Consider the following 24,440-nt stretch of genomic DNA (forward strand, 5'->3'; position numbering starts at 1 on the left):
CTAAAGGCAAGAAACTTTCCAAAATGAGCTAGACTTGGGTGAAGCCACAAACCTAGAAAAATACAACGCCCTCCACAAGTATTGGCCTTGATCCCAAGTATTGGCCTTGATCCAGATATTTCATGTGTGTAACGACTGTAACACAAAAAAGCCCCAAATCATAAGATTTGAGGCTTTTTGCTCCCGAAGCTGGGCTCGAACCAGCGACCCTCTGATTAACAGTCAGATGCTCTAACCGACTGAGCTATTCGGGAATCGTGGTGCAAAAGTAAGAGGTTTCGGGATACTACGCAAGCATTTACCCCGAAAAAAAGTCTTTTTTTGATCGACTTTCTGATAACCTAGTGTGAATCAAGCACCCTACTGCACCTTTTTTATCGGAACGCGTCGGGACGATGGTTAGGTACGTTCTCTAAAATCAGTTCCTTTATGCGACGAGCGTCCCCCTTTGAGAAGTTTCGGATTACAATCTCCGGACGAGCACGGGGAATTACCCGGATCGTGGCAAAGAATAATCCGTTATCGATTTCAACGCCGGATATGTCTGAAAAGAAGACGAAATTATCGGTCCCGCCAATGAGCTTGCGCGACCGGAATGTAACGCCTTTGTCATTGAAGGCTACCTCATCCGGTGTGAGGGGATCTTTAAAACTGCTGCTGCGGAATTTTTCGTTTGGCATATGTGGGAGTTGTAGTAGTAAGAACGAATGGTGAGGAACGAGAATGCTGACGCAATAAAGTTATTACCGGATGGATTCCCGCTCCTCACCACTCGCTCCCATTACTACTTTTTTGGTATATAAATCACTTTTTTGGTTTCAAAAAAAGGCTCGTTGAAGTAGTCGGATAAGTCGTAAACCCGGTATCGGTCCGGAATCTCGGCCAACTCTTCGGCTAGGTCGCCCCCTTTGAGATACAGAACACCATTGGGCCGATCGTTGTTGCCTGCTTTATGAATTTTATAACGTACCCAACCTAGAAAGGGCTTTAACCGTGTAACAGCCCGACTCACCACAAAGTCATAGGTGGTATTCAGTTGTTCGACACGCGCTTGCTCCGCCTTTACATTTTGAAGCCCTAACGCATCGGCCACTTCCTGTACCACTTTTATTTTCTTGCCGATACTATCGACCAGGTGAAAATCGACCAAGGGATACAAAATAGCCAACGGAATGCCCGGAAAGCCACCACCTGTACCTACATCCAGAATTTCGGTCCCCGGTTTAAAGTCCACAATTTTGGCAATGCCCAGCGAATGAAGCACATGCTTTTCGTAGAGCGCATCGATATCCTGCCGCGAAATTACATTGATTTTCGCGTTCCAGTCCCGATAGAGCCCATCCAATGCCGCAAATCGCTCTTTTTGCTCAGCAGTCAGGCCTGGAAAATAGTTTAGAATCAGGTCAATGTTCATCAGTAAATGCTAGAGTCTGAATCAGGATGAGTGATTGGATATGTACCAAGCGGCCTCGTAAGTTGATTCAGTTATTTCCAGTAAAGTCGTTTTTTACGCCGAACGAATAGGTTTGCGAGTCCCGATAGTCCGTAATAGATCGCTAATAAGATATCCATCAGCGGCATAATAGCCCAATGTACTGTATGTGCCAAACGATAGCTAACTCGTCCAACAATACCCCAAAAGGCGATCAGCCGAAGTGCAAAAATACCCGTTGCCGTCAGCAAAAATAACCATTCGTTGCTGGTAAACGAACGATGCTGCAATTCATGCGTAAGAACAACCAGGCCAACGGCCATTGCCAGTACCCACGACAATACGTGTGAACCGAGGAGTAACCCCAGCCGTAGTTTATGCCTCTGCTTATAGTATTTACCAGCGTTCAGATGCCGACGCTTCTGTTGGCGCCATTCAGACCATGTTTCTTTGGGAGCCGACCAGGTGAAGGTGTCGGGATGAAGGCATACAGCCGTGTTTTTGCCGGTAGCAACTTCGTTCACGAAGAGGTCATCATCGCCACCAACAACGTTCATGTGCGAATAAAACCCCCGATTGGCGAAAAACAGGCTGGTTCGATAGGCCAGATTTCGGCCAACACCCATATAGGGGCTACCCGCCAGGGCTAAGGAAATATACTGGACAGCGGTAAATAAGGTCTCTGAACGGATTAGCAGATTCAATAAACCCGGTTGGGTATAGTAAGGAGAGAAGCCCAGCGTAATGTCCTTTTGGTTCGTTACCAGTGGCGTTACCATGCCCGCCAGCCAGTTGGTTGATGCAGGGCGGCAGTCGGCATCCGTCAAAAGAACTATCGGATAAACTGCTTTTTTAAGCGCTATGGTAAGGGCATATTTTTTGGGGGTTACATGCTCATGCTCTTTGTCGATACGGATAAACCGTACCCGGCCGAGGTGTGCAATGTCATTTTCCAGAAAAAGCAGTGTGCCATCTGTTGAACGATCGTCCATGACGAGCACTTCAAAATGGGGGTAAACTTGCTCGTTCAGCAACGGTAGCAGCTCCCGTAGATTATCGAGTTCATTACGGGCGCACACAACCACCGTAACGCCCCCTGTAGATTCGTTCAAAAATTGCCGTTGCCCGTTAACATCACCTGGTTCAGACTGTCGATAGAGAGCCGTTCTGGAGTAAACAAAGAAGATGTAAATAAGCTGAATGCCGACTATGACCAGCCAGGCTATCAGTAGTGCCGTAATCACCAGGAGTAAATGTTTATTCGTTAATGCGTTGATTTTGAATGAAGCCGCAAAGATAAGGGAAAAGAGGGTGCAGAATAGGGAAGACCGAAAAGCAGCCAGGAATTTAGCATACTGTGTCGCTCGTATGGCCGCTTCATGTCCCTTCCACCTTTTCCTTTCTATCTTTGCAGTATGACATTTTCTATTACTGCCCATGACCCCCAGTCGAAGGCGCGAACGGGTGCCTTAACCACAGATCATGGCCTTATTCAAACACCAATTTTTATGCCAGTCGGAACGGCTGGCACGGTGAAAGCGGTTCATCAGCGTGAACTGGAAACCGATATTAATGCCGAAATTATTCTGGGCAACACCTATCATCTGTACCTGCGACCGGGGCTCGATATTCTTCGGCAGGCGGGTGGGTTGCACGCGTTTAATGGCTGGCAGCGCCCTATTCTGACCGATTCAGGAGGTTACCAGGTTTACTCATTGTCGGGAACGCGTAAGATTAAGGAAGAAGGAGTCACGTTCAAATCCCATATCGACGGCTCGAAGCACACCTTCACCCCCGAAGGCGTTATGGACATTCAGCGGATCATTGGTGCGGATATTATCATGGCGTTCGACGAGTGTACACCCTATCCTTGTGAGTATGGCTATGCTCGACAGTCGATGGACATGACGCACCGATGGCTCGATCGTTGCATTGCTCAGTTTGATGGTAGTGAAGGGCTGTATGGGTATCGGCAAACCCTTTTTCCTATCGTTCAGGGAAGTACGTATACCGATTTGCGCCGACAATCGGCCGAATATATTGCCAGCAAAGAGCGTGAAGGCAATGCGATTGGTGGGTTGGCAGTGGGTGAACCGGCTGAAGAAATGTATAAAACCATTGAATTGGTCAATAGCATATTACCCGCTGATAAACCCCGCTATCTGATGGGCGTTGGTACACCTGCCAATATTCTGGAAGCGATTGCCCTGGGCGTCGATATGTTCGACTGTGTGATGCCAACCCGCAATGCCCGTCATGGTATTCTGTTTACGACGGAGGGCATTATCAACATCAAAAACGAGAAATGGAGCCACGACTTTAGTCCGATCGACCCGGCGCTAGGTGGATATGCCAGCACATTTTACTCGAAAGCGTATTTACGTCATCTGTTTAAAGCTGAAGAGCTGTTGAGTGGGCAGATTGCCAGCCTGCATAACCTGACTTTTTATTTATGGCTTGTTCGGCAGGCTCGAACGCATATCGAAGCTGGAGACTTCGTAGCCTGGAAAAATGAGATGGTGGTCCAATTTATGCGTCGACTATAGGCCAGATAACCAACTAGTTAGCTAAAAAAAGTCTCCTAAGCACCTTGTTTAGGAGACTTTTTTTATGATTTGTCGTCATAGAGTTTGATTAAGGCCACTTCGGACCTTATAGAAGGATGCTAACTCCCGGACGATCTTAGTATGGTTACATCGACAAAGTTGGAGCCCTCCATACAAACCGGCTGGTGGCTATTACCCGCCGACCAGTTGCTGCCAACGGTGTGGAAAGCTCGGCAACGTGTCCTGCTGTGTACGTCTTTGTTTGCCATACTCGGTGTGGTAACGGCTTTTTTAATACCTCAGGAGTTTCGGGCAGAGGCCCGGATTATACCCGAGATGAATACGAGTGCGGGCAGCTTATTTAAACGACTGTCGTCAGTAGCTGCCTTTGCCGACCTCGACCTATCCAGTACGGAAGGTATGGATGCCGTTCGGCCCGACTTATACCCCAATGTCGTACAAAGTACACCCTTTGCGCTGTACCTGATTGGCCAGACGGTTTATCCGAGTGATGGTTCTGCCACAACGGTTGGCCAGCTTTTACTGCCTGATTCGACGGGCTGGTCACTCAGGAAATGGCTTTCATACAAAAAAGCAATAGCTATACGGCCTGTCTCGAACCGACTGAAGGGAACCGTACGCCTATCAGATCGGCAACAGGAGCTGGTCGAGGAAATCGGCGAACGCGTGAGCGCCAAACTGGATACGAGGTCGGGCATCATTACTATCGTGTCGCGAATGCCCGATGCCGAGGTGGCTGCACAAGTCGCCCAGGCGGCTATGACGTATCTGACGCTCTATGTAACAGACTACCGAACGGAAAAAGCACGGGCCGATTTCGCTTTTTATAGCCGTCAATTGGCCGAAGCCCGTCAACGTTTTCAGGATGCCCAGTTCAAAGTATTCCAGTACAACGATAATCATCGCCATGTAGTGCTTCAAACAGTAGGCATGGAGCGATATCGGTTAGATGCGGATGTGACTACTGCTGAGACCGTTTTTACCGAGTTATCGCGCCAGTACGAACAGGCGAAACTGAAAGTACAGGAGCAGACTCCCATTTTCAAAGTACTCGAACCACCCAAAGTACCGCATCAGCGGACTTCCCCTAAACGGACCATGATCCTGCTCGGTTTTATCCTGCTGGGGTTGATGGTGAGTGTACTGTCGGCTCTTGTCGGACAATAAAGCTTAAAAGCGCGTATCAGAGCGATGATAACCAATGCAAATCCGATGGACGTATCGATATGAATGTAGTCATTGTAGGAAGCAGCCTTGCCGATTCATTGGAGCAACACCTGTGCGATTCGTTTCGGGTACTGGGCCATGCGGCTTTTCTTGTTGATACCGTTGCTATGGGCCCTGTGGGCGCCAGAGGTAACTATTGGCTGTCGCGTTTTGTAGGGTTTTATGATCGACTGATTGGCAGACAGTTAGCAGGTAAAATTGTCAGCCATAAGCCCGATCTGGTGCTGGTGGTATATCGGTGTATGAATCCGATACTGGTAGAGCAGGTGAAGGCTCAATTACCCACTATACCCATTATCCAGCTCAATCCAGATGCCTTATCGAACCTGGAAAAGCAACAAATCATTGCTGCTGATTTTGATTATTACTTCTCGAAAGAGCCTTATATCGTGGAGGCCCTGCGTCACAAAGCCGGGCTAAACGCACATTATTTACCAGAAGGGTTTAACCCTCGGTACCACCAGAAACCACCGATTGAAAAAGCGGTTGCCGAATGGCTCACTGATATTGATGTGTTGGTGTTTGGCAGTTTGTATGCCTATCGCGTTCGGATGATCGAGCAACTAATTCGGGCAGGCATCAAAGTGGTGGTGTACGGAACTAAGGGCCCCTATATGCGTCCAGGTATGCGCACTGTTTTTCAACGCCAGCGCCTGACTGGCCAGTCAAAAAATCGGCTGCTTTACGGTGCCAGAATCGTTTTCAATAACCTTCATTACGCCGAGGTGACGTCGGTCAATCAAAAATATTTCGAGATCAACGGGATTGGCGGCTTTCAGCTCTGCGATTATAAACCGACGGTTGATTCCTATACCGGCGTTCCGGCCGACCTGGTCACCTACCGAACTATGGACGATGCGATTGATAAAATCCGGTATTATCTGGCCCGCCCGGCCCGGCGACACGAACTGGCGGCCCAACAGTACGCCCATTTTCAGGAACACCATACGTTCGACCAGCGTGTTTCGCAGCTTTTGCAAACCGTCGGATTGATGCCACCGATCAATCTGAAAAAAAACAGCGCTACGGACTGATGAAGCAATTACTACTACCATCCGCTGTTTTTCTGGGAGCCCTTTGGCCAGTCTATGGTTCATTTTATGAAGCGATAGCCGTAGGCTTTTCGGCATACACCTTTCAGTGCTTCTTCAATCAGGTTGGCAAGCGCATTGCTATTCTCGAATGCATAGGAGCTATTGCTGCATTTGAAGTTCTGTTCATTCCTGCGGTTACGTACTGGGTATTTGCAGCCTCTATGCCTATCGAATCGGCTACCTATTTCAGCTATGCGACCCCGGCTTGTATGCTATTCTATATAGGGATCAATGGAACGGAAACGTCTGAGTCGGAACCAACTCACCAGACTATCATTCGCTGGGCGTCCAATTATGTTCAGCATCGGCAGGCGGCTGCCGGCATGTTGTTCTTTGTGGGTTTAATCGGCTTTTTGGTGAAACAATTTTGGGCCGATGCGCCTACGTTTATGGGTACCTTACCCATGAATTGCCTGCTTACCAGCGTCCTATACGCTCACTATACCAGAAGCCTATTTCGACTACCACTGATTGGTTTAGTTGTGACAATCTGGCTAGCCAATATGATTCAGACAGGAATGTTTGGTGAGTTGGTATTCTGGCTTTTGTTATGGTTGCTAATTGGCTCCGTTGGGCTAACGCGCTCACTGACAGCATCAGCTAAACTGGGGGCTCTGGGTTTCGGTTTAGGAGCCTTACTGTTAATTCAATCCATAAAAGGCGAGTATCGCTCTCAAACCTGGGGTTATTGGCGCACCGAACGCTCGGCTGATGCCGGGCTGATGATTGATTTAGTGGCAGATCGGCTAGTTCATCCAGACAAGCTTCTGAACATAGCCCAGTTGTTTCGATCATCTGTTCGATTCAATCAGGGCATCCTCATCGGCAGTGCTATGGCTAAAGTACCCACCTATGAAGAATATGCACGTGGTGAAGTGCTTTTGTCCTTTGTATATCCTTTTGTGCCCCGCTTTTTATGGCCCGATAAACCGCTTGCGGGTGGGTTTGCCAATATCAAACGGTTCACGACCCTGCCCCAACTGGAGAATACGAGCATGAACCTTTCGCCCATCGGCGAAGGGTATGTCAACTTCGGCTATGGAGGGGTGCTTTTCGCCTGGCTATATGGCGCCGTCCTGCGCAACTGCTTTCGGGCTGTGATCCAGATGGCTACGCAAGTCCCTTCTGTTGTGTTATGGCTGCCTACGCTGTTTGTTGGATGCATGACGATGGAAACGGATGTGTTTTCGACCTGGGGTAGCCTATTGAACAGCGCGGTGTTCATAATCATCCTGTACGGCGTATTTAAGCCCATTGGCGTGAATTTATAAGATCGTAACGAAGTATGCTGCTGCGAGCCAATTCACAGCATCGACGAAAATGACAATTGTCCATGCAGATTACCTATTTATTTCGAAGCCCAGGCACCGGTTACAGCATTGAAACCTTATTTGGGCATATCAAACAGACGATGCGTCTGAAAAAATCCGCTCGTATACAGTCCATTGACGTACCACATGTTAGTAAAAGCTGGTGGCACGTATGGCAAAATCTACGCTTTGTACGACGATTACAGGCTGATGTGTTTCACATTACAGGCGACATCCATTATACGGCCCTGGCCTTACCTGGATCGCAGACGGTTCTAACGATTCATGACTGTGGGCCCCTCAAAAAGTTCAGGAATCAACCGTTACGATACGGCGCATTCTGGTTGCTCTGGTACTATTTACCCGTACGTCGGGCGCGATACGTAACGGTTGTATCAGAGAAAACCCGGCAGGAGTTAATTCACTATTTGGGAAAGCTTGCCGAAAAAGCGGTAGTAGTTGCCAATGGACACGATCCTCGAATGACCTACGCACCCGCCAGGTTTCGAACCGAACGTCCAGTCTTATTACAGATAGGTACGGCCTCAAACAAAAATCTGATCAGGTTAATAACTGCTCTTTACGGCATTCCCTGCACGCTGGTAATCGTTGGTCCATTGACAGACGATATTCGGGCCTATCTGGAAACGCACCAGATCGACTACCGAAATTATGTTGGGTTGAGTCGAGAAGCCCTTATTGACTGCTATCTCGACTGCGATATGGTTATGTTTTTGTCCACCTACGAAGGGTTTGGTATGCCTCTACTGGAAGCCAATGCCATAGGTCGGGTAGTGCTTACGTCGGCACTCGATCCAATGCGGTCGATTGCCGCTGAAGCTGCCCATTTTGTTGATCCGACAGATACAGTAGCGATCCGCCAGGGTATTTTGCAGTTGATCGAGGACGAAAGTTATCGTGCACAGCTTATCGAAGCAGGTATCAACAATGCACGCCGGTATTCTATCGACAAAACGGCTGACCACTATGATGCTATTTATCAGAAAGCGTCTTGTATTACCCCCGTGGCTGAAGCAATCGTATGAAGATCGTTCTATCGGCTGATTATTTTTACCCTTCGCAAATGGGTGGCCCCAGCAATTCGATTTACTGGCTGGCAAAAGCATTAAAGCAGGCAGGGCATGATGTAACGGTAGTCGCTACTTCTCAAGCCTTGCAATCTGTACCTACAAATACCTGGATTACGCTGGATTGTGGCCAGGTAATCTATACCCAAAACCCTCACCCTTATCTGCCGATAAACCATATATGGTACGGTTGGCAGGCGATCCAGAACGCCAACATTGTTCATGTCAACAGCTTTTTCTACCCTGCTTCTGTGGTTTGGGTGCTTCTGAGCCGAATCAGTAATAAACCCGTCATATGGACTCCTCATGGCGAACTTAACCCCGCTGTGTTAGCCGTTAAGCCCTTTCGTAAACGGCTTATATTGTTACTTGTAAAGCTTGCCAGACCAAAGCTTTGCTTTCATGCCGCCAGCGCCCCCGAAGCAGCCTACATCCAGCAGCATTTTGGAGCTGATGTAGTTGTCCATATCATTCAAAATCGCCTGGAGATACCCGCATTACTCACTCCCGAATCCGTCGATCCGCCGTATCTGCTTTTTATGGGCCGGCTGCACCCCATTAAAGCCATTGATCGATTACTGAAGGCTGTCAGTACATCGCCTTTATTTCTGGAAAGTAGCTTTCGTCTGTTGATCGCTGGGCCGGAAACGCACAAGGCTTACGTGCGAACCCTGAAACAATTGGTAGCAACCCTGGGCCTTTCGGCAAAAGTGTCGTTCATAGGATTCGTTAGCGGAACACAAAAACAGCAATTATATGCCAATGCGTTACTGACGATTCTGCCATCGCACACAGAGAGCTTTGGTAATGTCGTGATTGAATCACTAGCTCAGGGAACGCCGGTCGTCGCATCTACCCACACCCCATGGCAACTGCTCGAAACCGAACGCGTAGGGTCCTGGGTTAGCAACGACCCCGATACCTTACGACAAGCTATTGAACACTATCTGGTAATGCCGTCCGACGAATATCTGGATTACCGCAAGCGTGCTGTCGAGCTTGCCCAGCAGACGTTTTCAATCAGCAATTCCATGGACGAATGGGGGCAGATTTACGACCAGCTACTCCAGCTTAATTAGCAGCTATTCGGTATGAAAATTATCAACGTTGTGGGTGCCCGGCCCAATTTCATTAAGCTTGCTCCATTGCACCGGGCATTCTCCAGCGAAGCAGGAGTATGTTCGAAGATTGTGCATACGGGCCAGCATACTGGTCTGTCGATGAGCGACGTATTTTTTAGACAGTTAGCCCTTCCCGAACCCGATTATCACCTACACATAAATACTGAAAGTCCCACTCGACAGCTGGCCGATATCTTGGTCAGGTTTGAGCAGGTATTGACTGAAGAACAACCTGATTGGGTACTTGTAATTGGGGATGTGACTAGTACACTGGCCTGTGCACTGGCAGCCGCTCAACAGGGCATTCGCATTGCGCATGTCGAAGCAGGCCTGCGTTCGGGAGATCGACAAATGCCGGAAGAACGCAACCGAATCCTGACGGATGCCTTGTCAGAACGTTTATTCGTGACTGAGCAGGCTGGTGTCCAGAATCTCCAACGGGAGGGAATTTCCGCCCACAAAGTCCATTTAGTAGGTAATGTCCTGATTGATGCATTGGTGCAATACCGTTCCCAGGCTACAGAACTAAACATGATAGGACGATTGGGTTTATCGGCCCAAAGCTATGTTTTAGTCACTATCCACCGCCCCTTTAATGTCGATACCGAAACCAGTCTGCGAAAAGTTCTGGAATTAATCGAAACGGTAGCCTTGCAAAAAACGGTAATCTTTCCCGTACACCCACGTACCCAGGCCAATCTGTTGGCATTTGGTCTGGAAGGCCAGCTTATGGATATTCCCAATGTGCGCGTACTGGAGCCCCTCAGTTACCTCGAATTTCTCAATCTTATGGAAAACGCGGCTGCAGTCATTACCGATTCGGGTGGTGTACAGGAAGAAACTACTTACTTACAGGTCCCCTGTTTAACTGTTCGTCCATCAACCGAACGACCAGTTACGCTCACCTTAGGTACCAATCAACTCATTAGTGAACTGAGTAAAGATTCCATCAGACAGTACATGGATGCACTACCGGGCCAGATGCGGCCTCAGATGACTCTCCCCGGTTTATGGGATGGCCGAAGCGCAAATCGCATCGTAAACATACTACTGGCCGCTCATTACGAATGATGTCAACAAAACAACCTGTTCGGGAGTTTCTGGAACCAGTCATACCTGTTCCTATACTACATCGTATGGGGCTACTCTGGCGAACCATACGACACTTATCGGCGCGGCAGATTATTCATCAGATACGACATCGATTACGTGGTCGAGCCAGGCTAAGGTTCTCCAGCCAGATTTCCAAAGGATATTTCCTGCTTATACCCGATGCCGACAAGCCCGTATCATGGCAGTCAGGCTCATTTACGTTTTTGAACCAAACCATTTCGTTTCTGCCGTGGGTAAACTGGAATTTTGACCAGTTGGGTAAACTTTGGAGGTATCATCTCAACTACTTCGATTTTCTGAATCAGCCCCATATAAGCGAGCATAGTGGTTTGAGGCTTATGCGGGATTTTGTTGCCCAAACGCTCTGGCTCCATGATGGATTAGAGGCTTACCCAACCTCGATGCGGATCGTCAACTGGATTTACTTCCTGAGTAGACATCAGATTCAGGATGAAGCTATTGTTCGACATTTGTTTGCACAGGCAGCGTTGCTCAACCGACGGATAGAGTACCATCTGGGAGGAAATCATGTGATTGAAAATGGGTTTGCACTACTGACCGCTGGACTATTTTTTCGGCATACGCATTGGACAACAAAAGCCGAAAAACTACTCCGCAAGCAACTATCCCGACAAATTCTGCCGGATGGTGGACATGATGAACGAAGCCCGATTTATCATCAGCGATTACTCAGCCGATTACTCGACACACTAATCGTTTTACAGGGAGATACCTGGTATGATAACCCCGGTTTTATGCTGTTCCTCACGGAGCGTGCATCCCGAATGCTGGCCTGGTTAAACGCTGTGACATTTCGTAATGGCAATGTTCCAATGGTGAATGATAGTGCCGCTAATATGGCACCTTCAACTGCCCAACTGTGTGCAAAAGCCAAAACGGTGCTACCTGGCTTTATTTGGCAGGAAGCAGTACTCCACGAAAGCGGCTATCGTATGTTTCGGCAGAACCGATATGAGCTTTTTGCAAACGTAGGCGCCATTGGAAAGGCCCATCGCTCGGGCCACGCTCATGCCGACACGTTTTCGTTTATACTATATGTCGATAATCAGCCTATTCTTATTGATGCGGGTACATCGACCTATGAGATTGGAGCCCAACGTTGCTGGGAACGAAGTACAGTAGCCCATAATACGGTAACGGTCGATGATCGAAACTCCTCCGAAGTGTGGGCAAGCTTTCGCGTTGGCCGCCGGGCAAGGGTGAGCCTGCAAATCGATTCGTCCACTGAGCTGTCTGCGTGTCATGATGGCTATAAGACGATGAACATACTTCATCAGCGAACCTGGGCCCTGGCACCCGATCGAATTCTGATTACCGATTTATTATTGGACACACAAACTCGAACTAAAGACGGACTGCAAGGCGTTGCACGTTTCCATTTTCACCCAGCCATTGCCTTACAACTGGCGGGAGATACCATTCAGGCCAATTCAATAAAAATAAACGTCAAATCCGATACTAAACCAGCTTGGCGCGTCTCAACGTTTTCCAGTGCCGAAGGCTTTAATCGTCTTAGTCCAGGCCAATGCCTGGAAGTTAGCTTTACGGGTAGCCTGGAAACATCTTTTCTACTCAGTGGATGAACATACTTTATCTGACGTTTTATTTTGAACCCGATTTGGGGCCGGGAGCTACCCGTAATACCTCAGTGGTCAATGAACTAGCCAGCCAGCTCACACCTAGCGATTCTATTGATGTACTTACAACATATCCCAATCGGTATAACGCTTACCATCCACCTGCCGCAGGTTATGAAGAATGGTATCACGGAGGAGCGGCCATTATGATTCAAAGGGTCAGAGTTTTAGCCCACAAAAGCAGCTTTATTGGACAGATCATTGCGTTTTACACCTATTACCGACGCGTTTGGCAGGCAACCAAAGATCGACAGTATGATCTGGTGGTAGCCTCATCATCCCGATTATTCACTGCTTTTTTAGGAGCCCGCATCAGTCGACACAAGAACATTGCTTTGTTTTTAGACATTCGGGATATTTTTCGGGAAGCGATCCTGGGGGTACTCAATCGTTGGCGGTTCAGTTGGCCCATTACTCGGCTAGCCGATCGGATGCTGCGCCCTATTGAGCAGTACACATTTGGGTATGCCCGGCATATCAATCTGGTATCAAGAGGGTTTACAGACTACTTTAAGCCGTTTACCCAGGCCACATACAGCTATCATACGCACGGTATAGATGAGCTGTTTATCAAGTTGCCACTATCCAAAGAGCGACCAGATTGTACCATTAAAACCATTCTCTACGCAGGTAATATTGGCGAAGGGCAGGGACTTGACATAATTATTCCGCAAGCGGCTCAGCAATTAGGCGACGGCTACCGTTTTGTGATCATTGGCGATGGGAATACCCGATCGAAGCTGGAAAAGGCCATTTGCCTGAACACAATCCAGAACATTGAATTGTACCCGCCAACCAATCGTATCAACTTAATCGCTGCCTATCAAATGGCCGATTACCTTTTTGTGCATCTGAATGACCTGCAAGCGTTTAAGCGGGTCATTCCGTCTAAGTTAGTTGAGTACGGGGCTACCGATAAGCCAATTGTTGCCGGCGTGTCGGGCTATGCAGCTACATTCATCAAAAAATATATACCCAACACGATTGTGTTCAGGCCAGGTGATGTAGCAGAATTTGTGCGCAAATTGCAAGAAACACCTTATGTTACCCAGCCAAGACCTCAGTTTGTTCGCCAGTTTCAGCGGCAGATCATCAACGCGGCTCTAGCCCGCCAGATCCGGCAGGTACTACGAAAAAATAAAGCCTGATGAATTATCCGGTCTATACAACAAGAGGTCGACTTACTTAAGCCGACCTCTTGTTATTGAATCTAGCGAATCGACCAGAGTAAAGCCTACATGGAGGCCGATTTTACACTTTTTCCTATGGCAATCAGGTCTTCAGGCGATTGGTAGCCCAATACCTTTTTCAGCACTTTACCATTGCCATCAATAAACAATAATGTTGGATAGGCTTCAAGCGGATATACCTGCGACAGAGCAGGGCCCTCCCCTTTTTCCATGTCCATTTTTACGTTGATAAACTTGCTGTTGTAGAAATCGCCTACCGCTTTTTTGGTGAACACGTTCTTCTGCAACATCTTACAAGGACCACACCAGCTTGCGTAAGCGTCCAGGAAGATTACCTTTTTTTCAGCCTTGGCCTTTTTCAGCACTTCTTTCCAGGAGGTTTCTGTAAACTGAATACCTTCTGCGTCGTTTTTAGGAGCAATGCTATGGTTGCTGGCTCGGTTAGTACGGGTCGGATGCGATCCAGCCTGAGTTGGTAAAGAAGAAAATCCTACCAGTAATAGCGCAAGTAGCCAAAAAACTTTTTTCATGATTGAACCGGCAATCCGGTGGTCTTTAATGGTTTTTCTGAGTCTATAACGCGTCGACAGGCGATTTTCGTTTCTGATCGCCTGTTTCTGAAGCAAATTAATAGTCTGCTTCTCAATTTACAAATGGTGTGCCATTCTCGGTAATCTTTCCGAACTTTGCAGCCGTTTCAACCAATGTCTGTCATTTAGGGTTATCAGTTGTCATTATTAGTCATGCCAATGGCAGTTCTCGATGAATGATAACGAATGACGAGCAGTGGCGATAAATGACTTCATCGTATGCCTGTTAAGCAAGCCGAATTTTTTGTCAGTAACTCCGACCCCGCTAAATGTCCCAGTCCCGATCGGCCTGAGTATGCATTCATTGGCCGTTCCAATGTTGGCAAATCATCACTGATCAATATGCTGACGGGCCGTTCGGGTCTGGCCAAAATTTCGGGAAAGCCGGGAAAAACCCAGCTGATCAACCATTTTATTATTGACAATGAATGGTATCTGGTCGATTTGCCGGGCTATGGGTATGCACAGGTCAGTAAAACGGAACGGGAAAAGTTTGCGGCACTCATTACCGGCTACCTAACCAACCGGCCTAACTTACTCTGTATTTTTGTTCTGGTTGATTCCCGAATTGAGCCGCAGAAAATTGACCTCGATTTTATGGAAAACCTGGGCGATCGTGGCCTCCCTTTCGTTGTCGTTTTTACGAAAACCGAGAAACTGGGACCAACGAAGTTGCAGGCTACCCTCGACACATACCGGGCAAAGTTGCTGGAAAGATGGGAAGAGGCCCCAACGTTTTTTGTAACCTCAGCCATAACTGGAGCCGGACGTGAAGATATTCTTTCGTTTATTCGCCCCCTGAACGAAGACTATGTGAAAGAGCAAAAGAATGAGCGAAAGAAGCGAAACGCCGGACCTCTTCGAAAAACAGGCAACTAGTCTTTGAGCCATTCGATCAGTCAACAACTCAATCATTCAATCAGTAAACGGGCAATACACCCACCGAAATACGCGTTACCAAATTACAAGTCTCTCTATGGAAGCATTAAAACAGATTGCTAATGTGGCTGGCTACAGCGGCCTTTACCGAATTTTGAAACCGGGCCGGGCTGGCGTTATTGTTGAATCGCTGGACGATAAAAAGGCTAAAACCATGATGGGCCCCACGGCACGGGTGTCGGTCCTGAACGATATTTCTATTTACGTCGATGACGACAGCAAGGAACAATCCATTCCTTTGAGCGAAGTCTTGCTGGCCATCCACGAAAAATATGGCGATACATTGTCGGTCGATCCGAAAGGTTCGCCCGATGAGCTAGCTGAGTTCATGGCGTCGGTCGTGCCGTCTTACGATCGCGAGCGTGTCCGTCAGGCTGATATTAAAAAGCTGATAAGCTGGTATGGCATCTTGAGTCAGTATGCCCCCGAGTTATTTGAGGTAACGGCTGAAGCCGAGGCAGCGTCGGAAGAAAAGTCAGAAGTAACTGAGTCGGTTGAAACGGCACCAGAAGCCTCTGCGGAAGAAAAACCTGCCAAGCAGAAAAAACAAAAAGCATAGATTTTCGCTTTTGTTGATACAGCTATTGTTACCAACGTTCTTATTTTCAGTAAGAACCGAAAAGCCGCGATGACCTTTGGTTTCGCGGCTTTTTAGATAAAATTCAGTCTATTTCCTGGCAACAATCTACATTCAAAGCCTTTACGTAGCGCCAATCAGATGGGTAATACATCGACTTCCACCTGGAATGTATGCCTGCCTGTACTAAAAATGATCCCTTTAAGTGGTGAAACGTCTCCAAAATCGCGTCCCCAGGCCGTGGTGATGTGCCGCTCCTGGGGCACAAGATCATTGGTCGGGTCGAAATCGCACCAGCCAATCTCAGGTACAAAAACCGACACCCAGGCATGAGTAGCATCGGATCCCTGTAGCTTGGGTTCACCGGGTAGCGGTTGCGTTTCCAGATAGCCGCTAACGTATCGGGCCGCAAACCCCAAACTACGCAGGCAGGCAATGGTCAGATGCGAAAAGTCCTGGCAGACCCCTTTTTTTTCGCGCAGTACGGTTTTCAAAGGTGTATAAATGGTCGTAAAGCCAGGCACGTAGGTAAAGGCGCGGTAAATTTTCTGACAAAGAAACCGGGCGCTCTCATAAAAGGGTTCCTGATCGTTAAAACAGTCGGCCCCGAACTGCCTGATCTCGTCGTCCCAATGAACAAAGGGGCTGGGAAGCATATAGTCCAGCAACTCATTGCGGAGTGCCCGATCGGTTTGTAGCCGTTTCCGTACTGCTTCATTGGTTAAGGACGAACGGGGTGGGTTCCCAGCGTGCGTTTGAAGCGTACTTTTCGCAATAATAACAAGTTTGTTATGCGGCTTATAGATCGAAAAATAATGCGTTGTATTGCCATAAAAATCGATTCGTGAATCAATCTCATCAGGGGTAGGGTAAATGGCCAGTGAGAAATCATGGCAGGTCTGATAGCCTATATTTTTCGGCATCACGCACGCCAATCCATGGTAATTATTCACGTTTTCGCTGTAATCGTATTGGGTTTTATGGAATACTCTATAAGTCATTTACGATATCAACAATGGTTTCGGTAATGGAATGCTGCGTTGCTGTGTGATTGAAATACTGATTAGCGGTATAGCTGGAAACGTCGGCAATCAGACCATACACCTGCGAAAGAATACTACTCAGTTTTTCGTAAGCCTGCGTACTGGGTTCAACAGCCGCAATGTCGGAAACATCAATTAGTTTAATTTGAGTAACCGCTTCCAGAATCGCCTTCCGGGATTTGCTCAACCGTTCGGAAGCCTGGGGCAACTGACTGATACTATAATCCAGTGAATCAAGCAGATAGGCTAGCGAAGAGGGGATCTGCCGATCCAGTAAAATCATATCCAGCACATACTCTTTTTCGAAGTTGGTTTTATAAATCGATCGGTAATGCGATAAGGCAAAATGATTCATGAGCACCACCTCCATCAATTCACTTTCGATAATCGGCTCGGTCTTCATGCTGAAAATGGATTGCAGAATCGTGATTTTTGATAAAATCCGCTCGATTAGTTTTCCGGTTTCGAATAAATAGTAGCCATTATTCCGGGGAATCGATTCGTTTACGATTCCGTAGAACGTAAACAGATTACTCTGCAAACTATTCAGGGTATTCTGAATATCGTTGGGATTGTGGCTAGCCTGGATTTGCTGAAGTTTCTGGTTGATGTGTTCAATGACATCGATCGTTCGCCAGGTTACGTTGTTCCAGCGTTCGCGAACAGCCATCATGGCTCTTAAAAACGAATTGACCGATGACGCCACTGTGCCGTTTTTGCTGCTATTGGCAATACTGTCGGCAATGATGGGGAACGGATTTTTGAAGTCGTCCTTGTTCTCGTCCGAAAAACAGGGCTGGATCTGAATGAGGTTGGATACTGTTTTTAGCAGTATTTCAATATGCTGCGTCTTACTCTGATTGCCGAAATTACGCTGGAGACTTAAAGCGTTAAGCGTAAACATCAGAAAAGTGGTAGCACTCATACTGCGCTCGCTGTAGCGAGCTGCCCAGTAAAGATTTTCGGCACTGCGGCTGGGAAGCGATGCCTGCGTTTGGTGATAAACAAATCCGGGTAATTTGATTCGTTCCCGAACCACTTCGGCTTCGTCCGAAATAATCCAGGTGTCTTTCGAAACACTACCGTATTGATTCGAAAAGGTGAATTTGTCTTTCAGTGCCGAACTACGGGTTAGGCCGCCGTCCATCACCTGATAGCCATTAGGCGTAGCCGTCAGAAAAGCACGAATAGCGGCATAACGAGGCTCAATCTGTCCATCTACAAACGTGGGTGTGGTCGAAAAACTAACTTCTTCCTGGGCCACGTACTCGGTCGGATTTTGTAGAAGCTGCTCACGGAGCTGTTGTAGCTGCTTTTTGGTAAGCTCTTTACCGTACACCGATCGGAAGACCTGTTTGCGGTTCGCTTTTTTAATAATCAGACTGTCCAGATGATCGAGCGTGTTCTGAAGTTCTTTGGGCTGGCCACACCACCAGGTAGCCACTGATGGCAGAATCAGTTCTTCACTCAGAAAATAACGGCATAACGACGGCATAAATGCATTGAAGGCTGAATTCTCGACTGCGCTGGTACCTGGTGGGTTAATCACCATCACATTCCCGTTGCGAATTACCTGTAGCAGACCCGGAACCCCCAGTTTAGAGTCGATTCGAAGTTCGAGCGGATCGCACCATTCATCATCAATTCGCCGGATAATAATGTCGACTCGCTGAAGCCCGTCGATGGCTTTCACCCAGACGCATCCATTTTTCACCACCAGATCATCGCCCTGAACCAGCGTATAGCCCAGATAAGAAGCCAGGTATGCCTGCTCAAAGTAGGTTTCGTTGTTAGGGCCAGGGGTTAAATAAACGACGTTCAGATAATCGGACTTTTCACGAAATACTTTAAAAATAGACTGTTGGGCTTGCGTGAAGAAAGGCGAAAGCCGACCGACGTACATATCGCGCGCCAGTTCAGGCATAATTTTGCTGATAATGGCGCGGTTTTCCAGCGCGTAGCCTGAGCCCGATGGAGCCTGTGTTCGATTGTCAACTACCCACATTCGCCCATCAGGGCCACGAGCCATATCGGCGGCATACATGACCAGCTGATTCTGGGTCGGTAGTTTTACGTCGTAGCAGGAGCGAAAAAAGCCTGTATTTGTATAAATCAATTCGGCGGGCAACACCCGATCTTTCAGCATCTTTCGCTCGCCGTACATATCCCGCAGAATCAAATCGAGTAGGATAGCCCGCTGCTGTAACCCTTTCGAGATCGCCTGCCACTCCTGCTGCTCAATCAGGAACGGAATTAAATCGAGCTTCCAAGGGCTGTTGAGGCCATCAGGATGCTGGTATATGTTGTAGGTGACACCGTTCTCTCGAATCTTGTTTTTTATCTCCTGCGCCCGGTTTGCCAACTCGTTGGGGCCGATTTTTTCCAGTGACGAAAAGAGTTTCTGCCAATGAAACTTGATTGTGCCATTGCCGCCTAATAGCTCGTCGTAGGTGTTCAGCTTTGTGCGGTATACGTCGAGCAGACTACTGACAGATTCTGAAACCATTACGCAATACGGATTATAAGAGAATATGGCAATGAAAGTAATTAGAGCGATAAAATTACCCCTATATTATATTTGGCCAACTTTTTTAAGGTTATTATTGGATTAAATAAAATTTTGTTTGCAAGAGTACAATTTTTATCACCCTAAAAGCAGTCGGGCCAGCATCTTTAGGATGCTGGCCCGATGCCATTTGTGTACGTAAAATTCGGTATGCGTAAAAATACGTTAATCGACCATGCTTAATTTCACGGTATTGGTCCGGCGAGACTGGGTTAACGGCATGCTCAGGGTATTGATAAAAATATCACCTGACTGCAGTTTTCCCTGTCCAATCAGTGTTTGTTTGATACCTTCCACTGTTTGATCGACAGTCAGGTCCAGATCGGGTTCATATGGCATAACTTGAACACCCCAGTACAACCCTAGCGTATTCCGTAACTGGGCATCATTCGAAAACACATATAAATCCGCTTTGGGGCGGTGGTGCGAAATCCGTACGGCGGTGTAGCCTGAGTTGGTAATTCCGATAATGGCTTTGGCTTTCGTATCGCGGGCCAGTCGGCAGGCGCTCATAACCACGTTGTCGTTCAGGACATTGTCGGTTGGCTCTTCGTTGACGTGCGCATGGTAGCGATAGTAAATTTTGTCGGTAGTCGCTTCTACCTGCCGGATGGTATTAGCCATACTTTCTACTGCCAGGATAGGATACTTACCGGAAGCCGTTTCGGCACTGAGCATAACGGCATCGGCTCCATCCAGTACAGAGTTGGCAATATCATTGATTTCGGCGCGGGTTGGTCGGGGGGCATCGATCATGCTTTCGAGCATCTGCGTAGCCACAATAACGGGTTTGGCCGCCTTGTTGCACTTCTCAACCAGCATTTTCTGAATCATTGGAACCTCTTCGGCGGGCAGCTCAACACCCAAATCGCCACGGGCAACCATCAGGCCGTCGGTGGCGGCAACAATGGAGTCGATGTTCTGAATCGCTTCGGGCTTTTCAATTTTAGCGATTACCCGACATTTCTTCCCCTGCGATTTGATATATTCTTTAATCTCCAGAATTTCAGAGGCTTCCCGTACAAATGAGAGCGCAATCCACTCAACTTCGTGCTCAAGCCCGAATTTAAGATCGGCCCAGTCTTTGTCGGTAACAGCCGGCATCGACACTTTCGTATTCGGTAGATTCACCCCTTTTTTGGATTTCATTGGGCCACCGTATACCACTTCTGTAACGACATCGGTACCTTCGGTGCGCAGGACGCGAACTTCCAGCTTACCATCGTCCATCAGAATACGTTCGCCCGGATGAACGTCCTTATACATATCTTTATAAGGCGTACTGACGCGTTCGGCCGTCCCCATGATATCATCGTTGGTAAAGACCAGCTCCTGACCGGGTACAATTATGACGCCATCTTTATTCTCCACGTTACCGATTCGGATTTTTGGCCCTTGTAAATCCTGAAGAACACAGAGGTTCAGGTTGTACTCCTGGTTGATTTCGCGAATACGGTTCAGCCGCATCAGGTGGTCTTCATGCGTACCGTGGGAGAAATTGAGTCGGAACACATTTACCCCGGCTTTGGCTAATGCCAGCAATTGCTCTTTGGTTTCGGAAGCCGGGCCAATGGTGGCCACAATTTTGGTTTTCTTAGACATAGGATGGGAAAAATTGGGCAAAATTGGCCAAAGCCGGTGCAAAAATAACCGGATGCCCTAAAAAACGGTCGTATTCATCGAAATTTTACAAGAAGTGTGTACACCTTTATTCCCAGAGAATACGAATCAGATGATTGTACCGAGGGAAGTTATGATCGGATGAAATGACGGCTAAGTCATCTGAAAGGGCCATTGCTAGAATAATTCGATCAAAAGGGTCCCGGTGATTTTCATAAAAAGGGAGTTGGGTGTAGGCTTCAATATGCCTGCCAGATAAAGGCAACCAGGTAAAATTCGAGAGTAAAGCTTCCTGAATAATTCTTTGGATAGGCCACTGGATACCAGTATCTCTACCGATAGCAACTTTGATGGCAGTCTCATAAAAATTGATCGGACTTACATAAACGGTATCAGCTTCCTGAATCCAGCTTCTTGCTTTCGCTGTTAGATTGTCAGAATCCGTAAGTGCCCAGATCAAAGCCTGCGTATCCAGTAAAACATTCATTCCATATAGTCTTTCAAGTCATCAATAGGATCGTTGAACTCTTTTGAAGACCAATATGAATTGGTAAATCCGCCTTTTAAACGGCCTAATTCCCTTACAGGCTTTTCTGTTTTTTCGGACATATCTTCAATAAGCGTCACAAGCACTTTGGCTGTCTTGCTCTTTATGGGCAACGCTTCATCCAGAATAATCTGCCCATTCGTATAAGTTCCTGTTACTGTTGCCAACATAGCCTGGTCACGTTTCCAGCAATAACGTAAAAATCTTACAAACAATCCACATCGGCCACGATGCTTACCTGCCGCAACCCTTTATCGGTCAGGATGTCGTTGATCCGATCCTGAATGTAGGTTTTAACCGCTTTGATGTTGACCTTATCCCGCTCAATTTTAATCAGAATGTCGAACAGAAACTGGTTACGAATCCGTTCAACCAGGGGTTCTTCGGGACCCAGCACCCGACTACTGCCCAGTACATCCGTTAATTCGGCGGCCAACCGTTCGGCAGCCTGATGGCTGATGAGTTTATCTGTATGCCGGATGGTCAGCTTAATGAGCCGGGAGAAAGGCGGGTAGTTAAAATCCTTCCGTTCCTGAATCTCCTCGTCATATAGACCCTTATAATCATTAGTGATAATCTTTTGCAGAATAGGCTGTTGAGGATTATTCGTTTGAATGAGTACCGTTCCCTGTCGGCCGGCCCGTCTTCCCGCCCGACCACTTACCTGCGTAAGCATCTGGAAAGCCCGCTCGGTAGCCCGGAAATCCGGGAAGTGAATCAATCGGTCGGCGTCGAAAATACCAACCAGGCTCACATTATCGAAATCGAGCCCTTTGGTAATCATTTGCGTACCCACCAGAACATCGACCTCGCCACCTTCAAATTCCTGAATAATTTGCTGGTAAGCGTTTTTGGCGCGCGTTGTATCCAGATCCATTCGCAATACCCGCGAAGACGGGAAAATAATCTGAAGCTGATCTTCCAGCTTTTCTGTTCCGAACCCAATGGTGCGGACTTTGGTAGAGCCGCAGGTAGGGCAGGTACGTGGTACAGCTTCCTTATGGCCGCAGTAATGGCAGCGCAACTCGGCATCGCGCTGGTGGTAGGTCAGGCTAACGGCACAGTTCTGGCATTCGGCAGTCCAGTCGCAATCTTCACATTGCATATAGGGCGAATAACCCCGTCGATTCTGGAACAAAATACTTTGCTCCTTTCGCTCCAGATTCATTTCCAGCGCCCCAAGTAGAGCCGACGAAAATTCGTTCTTCATCGTCTTTTGCCGTTTTTCCTGCTGGGTGTTTACCAATACAATATTGGGCAGAGTAGCATCACCAAATCGCTGGAATAGCTCAACGAGCCCATATCGGCCCTGTTTGGCTTGAAAATAGGTTTCGAGCGAGGGTGTAGCCGATCCCAGCAACACTTTAGCCTGCTGCCAGTGCGCCAGCATAATCGCTACGTCGCGAGCATGGTAGCGAGGAGCCGGGTCGTGCTGCTTATAACTCGTTTCATGTTCCTCATCGACAATAATCAGCCCCAGGTTATCGAACGGGAGAAATACCGACGACCGAACACCAACCACGAATTGATACTGCCCCGACACAACGCCTTTCCAAACCTCAACACGTTCATTGTCTGAAAACTTGGAGTGGTAAATCCCCATTTTATCGCCAAAGACTCGTTGGAGCCGCACCACAATCTGGGCCGTCAGGGCAATTTCGGGCAGTAGATAAAGTACCTGCGAGCCACCCAGCAACGCCTGTTGAATGAGATCGATATAAATTTCGGTTTTACCACTGCCTGTAATCCCATGAAACAACACAATGTTCTGGTGCGCAAACTGCTGCATAATCTGGTTAGCTGCTGCCTGTTGGGCATCGGTCAGCCGAATTTCTACCTGTGGCGCCAGATTGTCCGAAAAGCGGGGCTGGATAACCTCAAAGGTTTCGAAAACGCCATTTTTAACCAGCGTCGACAGGGAGGATTGCGAAAGCTCGTCGTCCTGATTAAGAATTGTTTTGTCCAGCCCTTTCTGATTTAACGACGGGTCACGCTGCATAGGAACATGCCGTAGGTAGCGCATCACCACTTCCTGCTGTTTAGGCAGTTTATCGAGCCGCTGAATCAGGGCTAATAGTTGTTCCCGCTCCTCATAGTTGCGGTGCAACCTGATTTTGCGAACCATTTTGGGAATGTATTTCTCCCTGACTTCTTCGAAAACGATAACGGCCTTCTTACCAACCAGCGATTTGATCAGGGCAGGTACATTGGTGTTCTCCCCAGCCAGACGTCCTAATTCTTCGTATGAAAGAGCGGGATGCTTTTTGAGTTCGGTCAGCAACACCTCCTCAAACTCGGTCAGTAGCTCAGGATAATCGAAATCGGGATTGAACTGCACCTTCGACTGACTCGATATTTTAAGTCCCGACGGCAGAGCTACATTCATAACATCGCCAATGCAGCACATGTAGTATTCGGCCATCCAGCGGAACAGTTCCAGTTGATACCCAGTCACTAAGGGATATTCATCCAGAACTTCACTAATATAACGTGCCTGATACGCCGTAGGTGGTGAATTATGCAGTTTGGCCACCACAGCCGTGAGCACTCGGCTATTTTTCTTGCCAAATGGCACAATCACTCTGGCACCAATTTTGAGAATGTCGGCCATTCCTCGAGGAACCCGATAGGTAAACAATTTTGGGACCGGAATTGGCAGAATTAAGTCGGCGAAGAAGGTGATTTCTTCACTTTCAAACGATGAAAATAACGTATTGAGCTGATTTTCCACTTGTTGGATACGGATGGACAGTAAATA

At 47.8% G+C, this 24,440-nt stretch carries 21 protein-coding genes and 1 tRNA gene; 11 read left to right on the forward strand and 11 right to left on the reverse strand.

What is annotated here, in order from left to right; all coding sequences use genetic code 11:
* Positions 1 to 180 precede the first annotated feature (180 nt).
* The 4 genes from BGO59_RS24555 to BGO59_RS24570 form a co-directional block, all read right to left on the reverse strand.
* Positions 181 to 254: transfer RNA gene (locus tag BGO59_RS24555), tRNA-Asn, on the reverse strand.
* 120 nt (positions 255 to 374) lie between these two features.
* Positions 375 to 680 (reverse strand): hypothetical protein, encoded by a 306-nt coding sequence (locus BGO59_RS24560; protein WP_293687761.1) that lies wholly within the window; start codon positions 678 to 680, stop codon positions 375 to 377.
* 104 nt (positions 681 to 784) lie between these two features.
* Complete coding sequence (rsmG, locus tag BGO59_RS24565) at positions 785 to 1,414, reverse strand: 16S rRNA (guanine(527)-N(7))-methyltransferase RsmG (protein WP_293687763.1); 630 nt, start codon at positions 1,412 to 1,414, stop codon at positions 785 to 787.
* A gap of 71 nt (positions 1,415 to 1,485) precedes the next feature.
* Complete coding sequence (locus BGO59_RS24570) at positions 1,486 to 2,679, reverse strand: glycosyltransferase (protein WP_293687860.1); 1,194 nt, start codon at positions 2,677 to 2,679, stop codon at positions 1,486 to 1,488.
* Between the two features lie 168 nt (positions 2,680 to 2,847).
* Between BGO59_RS24570 and tgt the strand changes: the two genes are divergently transcribed.
* The 9 genes from tgt (at position 2,848) to BGO59_RS24615 (ending at position 13,758) form a co-directional block, all read left to right on the forward strand.
* Complete coding sequence (gene tgt, locus BGO59_RS24575; protein WP_293687766.1) at positions 2,848 to 3,978, forward strand: tRNA guanosine(34) transglycosylase Tgt; 1,131 nt, start codon at positions 2,848 to 2,850, stop codon at positions 3,976 to 3,978.
* A 141-nt stretch (positions 3,979 to 4,119) separates the two neighbouring features.
* On the forward strand, positions 4,120 to 5,166 hold the full coding sequence (locus BGO59_RS24580; protein WP_293687769.1) for a GNVR domain-containing protein: 1,047 nt from the start codon (positions 4,120 to 4,122) through the stop codon (positions 5,164 to 5,166).
* A 59-nt stretch (positions 5,167 to 5,225) separates the two neighbouring features.
* Complete coding sequence (locus BGO59_RS24585; protein WP_293687772.1) at positions 5,226 to 6,260, forward strand: glycosyltransferase; 1,035 nt, start codon at positions 5,226 to 5,228, stop codon at positions 6,258 to 6,260.
* Positions 6,260 to 7,591 carry a hypothetical protein gene (locus tag BGO59_RS24590; RefSeq protein ID WP_293687775.1) on the forward strand — a complete coding sequence of 444 codons (1,332 nt, stop codon included), beginning with the start codon at positions 6,260 to 6,262 and terminating at the stop codon, positions 7,589 to 7,591. Before BGO59_RS24585 ends, BGO59_RS24590 begins: the two co-directional genes overlap by 1 nt.
* Positions 7,592 to 7,653: 62 nt before the next feature.
* On the forward strand, positions 7,654 to 8,676 hold the full coding sequence (locus BGO59_RS24595) for a glycosyltransferase family 1 protein (protein WP_293687778.1): 1,023 nt from the start codon (positions 7,654 to 7,656) through the stop codon (positions 8,674 to 8,676).
* Entirely contained in the window at positions 8,673 to 9,797 is a 1,125-nt protein-coding gene (locus BGO59_RS24600; RefSeq protein WP_293687781.1) for a glycosyltransferase family 4 protein, read from the forward strand. Before BGO59_RS24595 ends, BGO59_RS24600 begins: the two co-directional genes overlap by 4 nt.
* A 12-nt stretch (positions 9,798 to 9,809) precedes the next feature.
* Positions 9,810 to 10,910, forward strand: a complete 1,101-nt coding sequence (gene wecB, locus BGO59_RS24605) for a non-hydrolyzing UDP-N-acetylglucosamine 2-epimerase (protein ID WP_293687784.1) — start codon at positions 9,810 to 9,812, stop codon at positions 10,908 to 10,910.
* Positions 10,907 to 12,556 (forward strand): alginate lyase family protein, encoded by a 1,650-nt coding sequence (locus tag BGO59_RS24610; protein ID WP_293687787.1) that lies wholly within the window; start codon positions 10,907 to 10,909, stop codon positions 12,554 to 12,556. Before wecB ends, BGO59_RS24610 begins: the two co-directional genes overlap by 4 nt.
* Positions 12,553 to 13,758 carry a glycosyltransferase family 4 protein gene (locus BGO59_RS24615; RefSeq protein WP_293687789.1) on the forward strand — a complete coding sequence of 402 codons (1,206 nt, stop codon included), beginning with the start codon at positions 12,553 to 12,555 and terminating at the stop codon, positions 13,756 to 13,758. Before BGO59_RS24610 ends, BGO59_RS24615 begins: the two co-directional genes overlap by 4 nt.
* Before the next feature lie 86 nt (positions 13,759 to 13,844).
* On the opposite strand, the gene BGO59_RS24620 is transcribed toward BGO59_RS24615, so the two are convergent.
* The gene (locus tag BGO59_RS24620; RefSeq protein WP_293687792.1) at positions 13,845 to 14,330 is read right to left on the reverse strand and encodes a thioredoxin family protein; all 486 of its coding nucleotides are present in this window, start codon (positions 14,328 to 14,330) and stop codon (positions 13,845 to 13,847) included.
* Between the two features lie 279 nt (positions 14,331 to 14,609).
* On the opposite strand from BGO59_RS24620, the gene yihA reads away from it, so the two are divergent.
* Together yihA and BGO59_RS24630 are read left to right on the forward strand one after the other, a co-directional pair.
* Entirely contained in the window at positions 14,610 to 15,269 is a 660-nt protein-coding gene (yihA, locus tag BGO59_RS24625) for a ribosome biogenesis GTP-binding protein YihA/YsxC (RefSeq protein WP_293687795.1), read from the forward strand.
* 97 nt (positions 15,270 to 15,366) lie between these two features.
* Complete coding sequence (locus BGO59_RS24630; RefSeq protein WP_293687797.1) at positions 15,367 to 15,888, forward strand: DUF5606 domain-containing protein; 522 nt, start codon at positions 15,367 to 15,369, stop codon at positions 15,886 to 15,888.
* Between the two features lie 155 nt (positions 15,889 to 16,043).
* Here BGO59_RS24630 and BGO59_RS24635 read toward each other — a convergent pair whose 3' ends face one another.
* The 6 genes from BGO59_RS24635 to priA form a co-directional block, all read right to left on the reverse strand.
* Complete coding sequence (locus BGO59_RS24635) at positions 16,044 to 16,907, reverse strand: transglutaminase family protein (protein WP_293687800.1); 864 nt, start codon at positions 16,905 to 16,907, stop codon at positions 16,044 to 16,046.
* Positions 16,897 to 19,455: a circularly permuted type 2 ATP-grasp protein gene (locus tag BGO59_RS24640; RefSeq protein ID WP_293687802.1), complete on the reverse strand. Its 2,559-nt coding sequence runs from the start codon at positions 19,453 to 19,455 to the stop codon at positions 16,897 to 16,899. Before BGO59_RS24640 ends, BGO59_RS24635 begins: the two co-directional genes overlap by 11 nt.
* A gap of 225 nt (positions 19,456 to 19,680) precedes the next feature.
* Positions 19,681 to 21,117: a pyruvate kinase gene (gene pyk, locus BGO59_RS24645; RefSeq protein ID WP_293687805.1), complete on the reverse strand. Its 1,437-nt coding sequence runs from the start codon at positions 21,115 to 21,117 to the stop codon at positions 19,681 to 19,683.
* 106 nt (positions 21,118 to 21,223) lie between these two features.
* Entirely contained in the window at positions 21,224 to 21,622 is a 399-nt protein-coding gene (locus tag BGO59_RS24650; RefSeq protein ID WP_293687808.1) for a type II toxin-antitoxin system VapC family toxin, read from the reverse strand.
* The gene (locus BGO59_RS24655) at positions 21,619 to 21,852 is read right to left on the reverse strand and encodes a hypothetical protein (RefSeq protein WP_293687811.1); all 234 of its coding nucleotides are present in this window, start codon (positions 21,850 to 21,852) and stop codon (positions 21,619 to 21,621) included. The genes BGO59_RS24650 and BGO59_RS24655 overlap by 4 nt, the downstream gene beginning before the upstream one ends.
* A 35-nt stretch (positions 21,853 to 21,887) precedes the next feature.
* On the reverse strand, positions 21,888 to 24,413 hold the full coding sequence (gene priA / locus BGO59_RS24660) for a primosomal protein N' (protein ID WP_293687814.1): 2,526 nt from the start codon (positions 24,411 to 24,413) through the stop codon (positions 21,888 to 21,890).
* Positions 24,414 to 24,440 lie beyond the last annotated feature (27 nt).

This window comes from Spirosoma sp. 48-14, assembly GCF_001898575.1.
GTDB lineage: Bacteria > Bacteroidota > Bacteroidia > Cytophagales > Spirosomataceae > Spirosoma.

What these genes read in the sequence shown, in the direction of transcription:
- BGO59_RS24600 (WP_293687781.1), top strand. Translation starts at nt 8,673, where the DNA reads ATGAAGATCGTTCTATCGGCTGATTATTTTTACCCTTCGCAAATGGGT.
- BGO59_RS24595 (WP_293687778.1), top strand. Translation starts at nt 7,654, where the DNA reads ATGCAGATTACCTATTTATTTCGAAGCCCAGGCACCGGTTACAGCATT.
- wecB (WP_293687784.1), top strand. Translation starts at nt 9,810, where the DNA reads ATGAAAATTATCAACGTTGTGGGTGCCCGGCCCAATTTCATTAAGCTT.
- BGO59_RS24655 (WP_293687811.1), bottom strand. Translation starts at nt 21,852, where the DNA reads ATGTTGGCAACAGTAACAGGAACTTATACGAATGGGCAGATTATTCTG.
- BGO59_RS24560 (WP_293687761.1), bottom strand. Translation starts at nt 680, where the DNA reads ATGCCAAACGAAAAATTCCGCAGCAGCAGTTTTAAAGATCCCCTCACA.
- BGO59_RS24585 (WP_293687772.1), top strand. Translation starts at nt 5,226, where the DNA reads ATGAATGTAGTCATTGTAGGAAGCAGCCTTGCCGATTCATTGGAGCAA.
- yihA (WP_293687795.1), top strand. Translation starts at nt 14,610, where the DNA reads ATGCCTGTTAAGCAAGCCGAATTTTTTGTCAGTAACTCCGACCCCGCT.
- BGO59_RS24615 (WP_293687789.1), top strand. Translation starts at nt 12,553, where the DNA reads ATGAACATACTTTATCTGACGTTTTATTTTGAACCCGATTTGGGGCCG.
- tgt (WP_293687766.1), top strand. Translation starts at nt 2,848, where the DNA reads ATGACATTTTCTATTACTGCCCATGACCCCCAGTCGAAGGCGCGAACG.
- BGO59_RS24590 (WP_293687775.1), top strand. Translation starts at nt 6,260, where the DNA reads ATGAAGCAATTACTACTACCATCCGCTGTTTTTCTGGGAGCCCTTTGG.
- BGO59_RS24630 (WP_293687797.1), top strand. Translation starts at nt 15,367, where the DNA reads ATGGAAGCATTAAAACAGATTGCTAATGTGGCTGGCTACAGCGGCCTT.
- BGO59_RS24640 (WP_293687802.1), bottom strand. Translation starts at nt 19,455, where the DNA reads ATGGTTTCAGAATCTGTCAGTAGTCTGCTCGACGTATACCGCACAAAG.
- BGO59_RS24610 (WP_293687787.1), top strand. Translation starts at nt 10,907, where the DNA reads ATGATGTCAACAAAACAACCTGTTCGGGAGTTTCTGGAACCAGTCATA.
- BGO59_RS24580 (WP_293687769.1), top strand. Translation starts at nt 4,120, where the DNA reads ATGGTTACATCGACAAAGTTGGAGCCCTCCATACAAACCGGCTGGTGG.
- BGO59_RS24650 (WP_293687808.1), bottom strand. Translation starts at nt 21,622, where the DNA reads ATGAATGTTTTACTGGATACGCAGGCTTTGATCTGGGCACTTACGGAT.
- pyk (WP_293687805.1), bottom strand. Translation starts at nt 21,117, where the DNA reads ATGTCTAAGAAAACCAAAATTGTGGCCACCATTGGCCCGGCTTCCGAA.
- BGO59_RS24620 (WP_293687792.1), bottom strand. Translation starts at nt 14,330, where the DNA reads ATGAAAAAAGTTTTTTGGCTACTTGCGCTATTACTGGTAGGATTTTCT.
- BGO59_RS24635 (WP_293687800.1), bottom strand. Translation starts at nt 16,907, where the DNA reads ATGACTTATAGAGTATTCCATAAAACCCAATACGATTACAGCGAAAAC.
- rsmG (WP_293687763.1), bottom strand. Translation starts at nt 1,414, where the DNA reads ATGAACATTGACCTGATTCTAAACTATTTTCCAGGCCTGACTGCTGAG.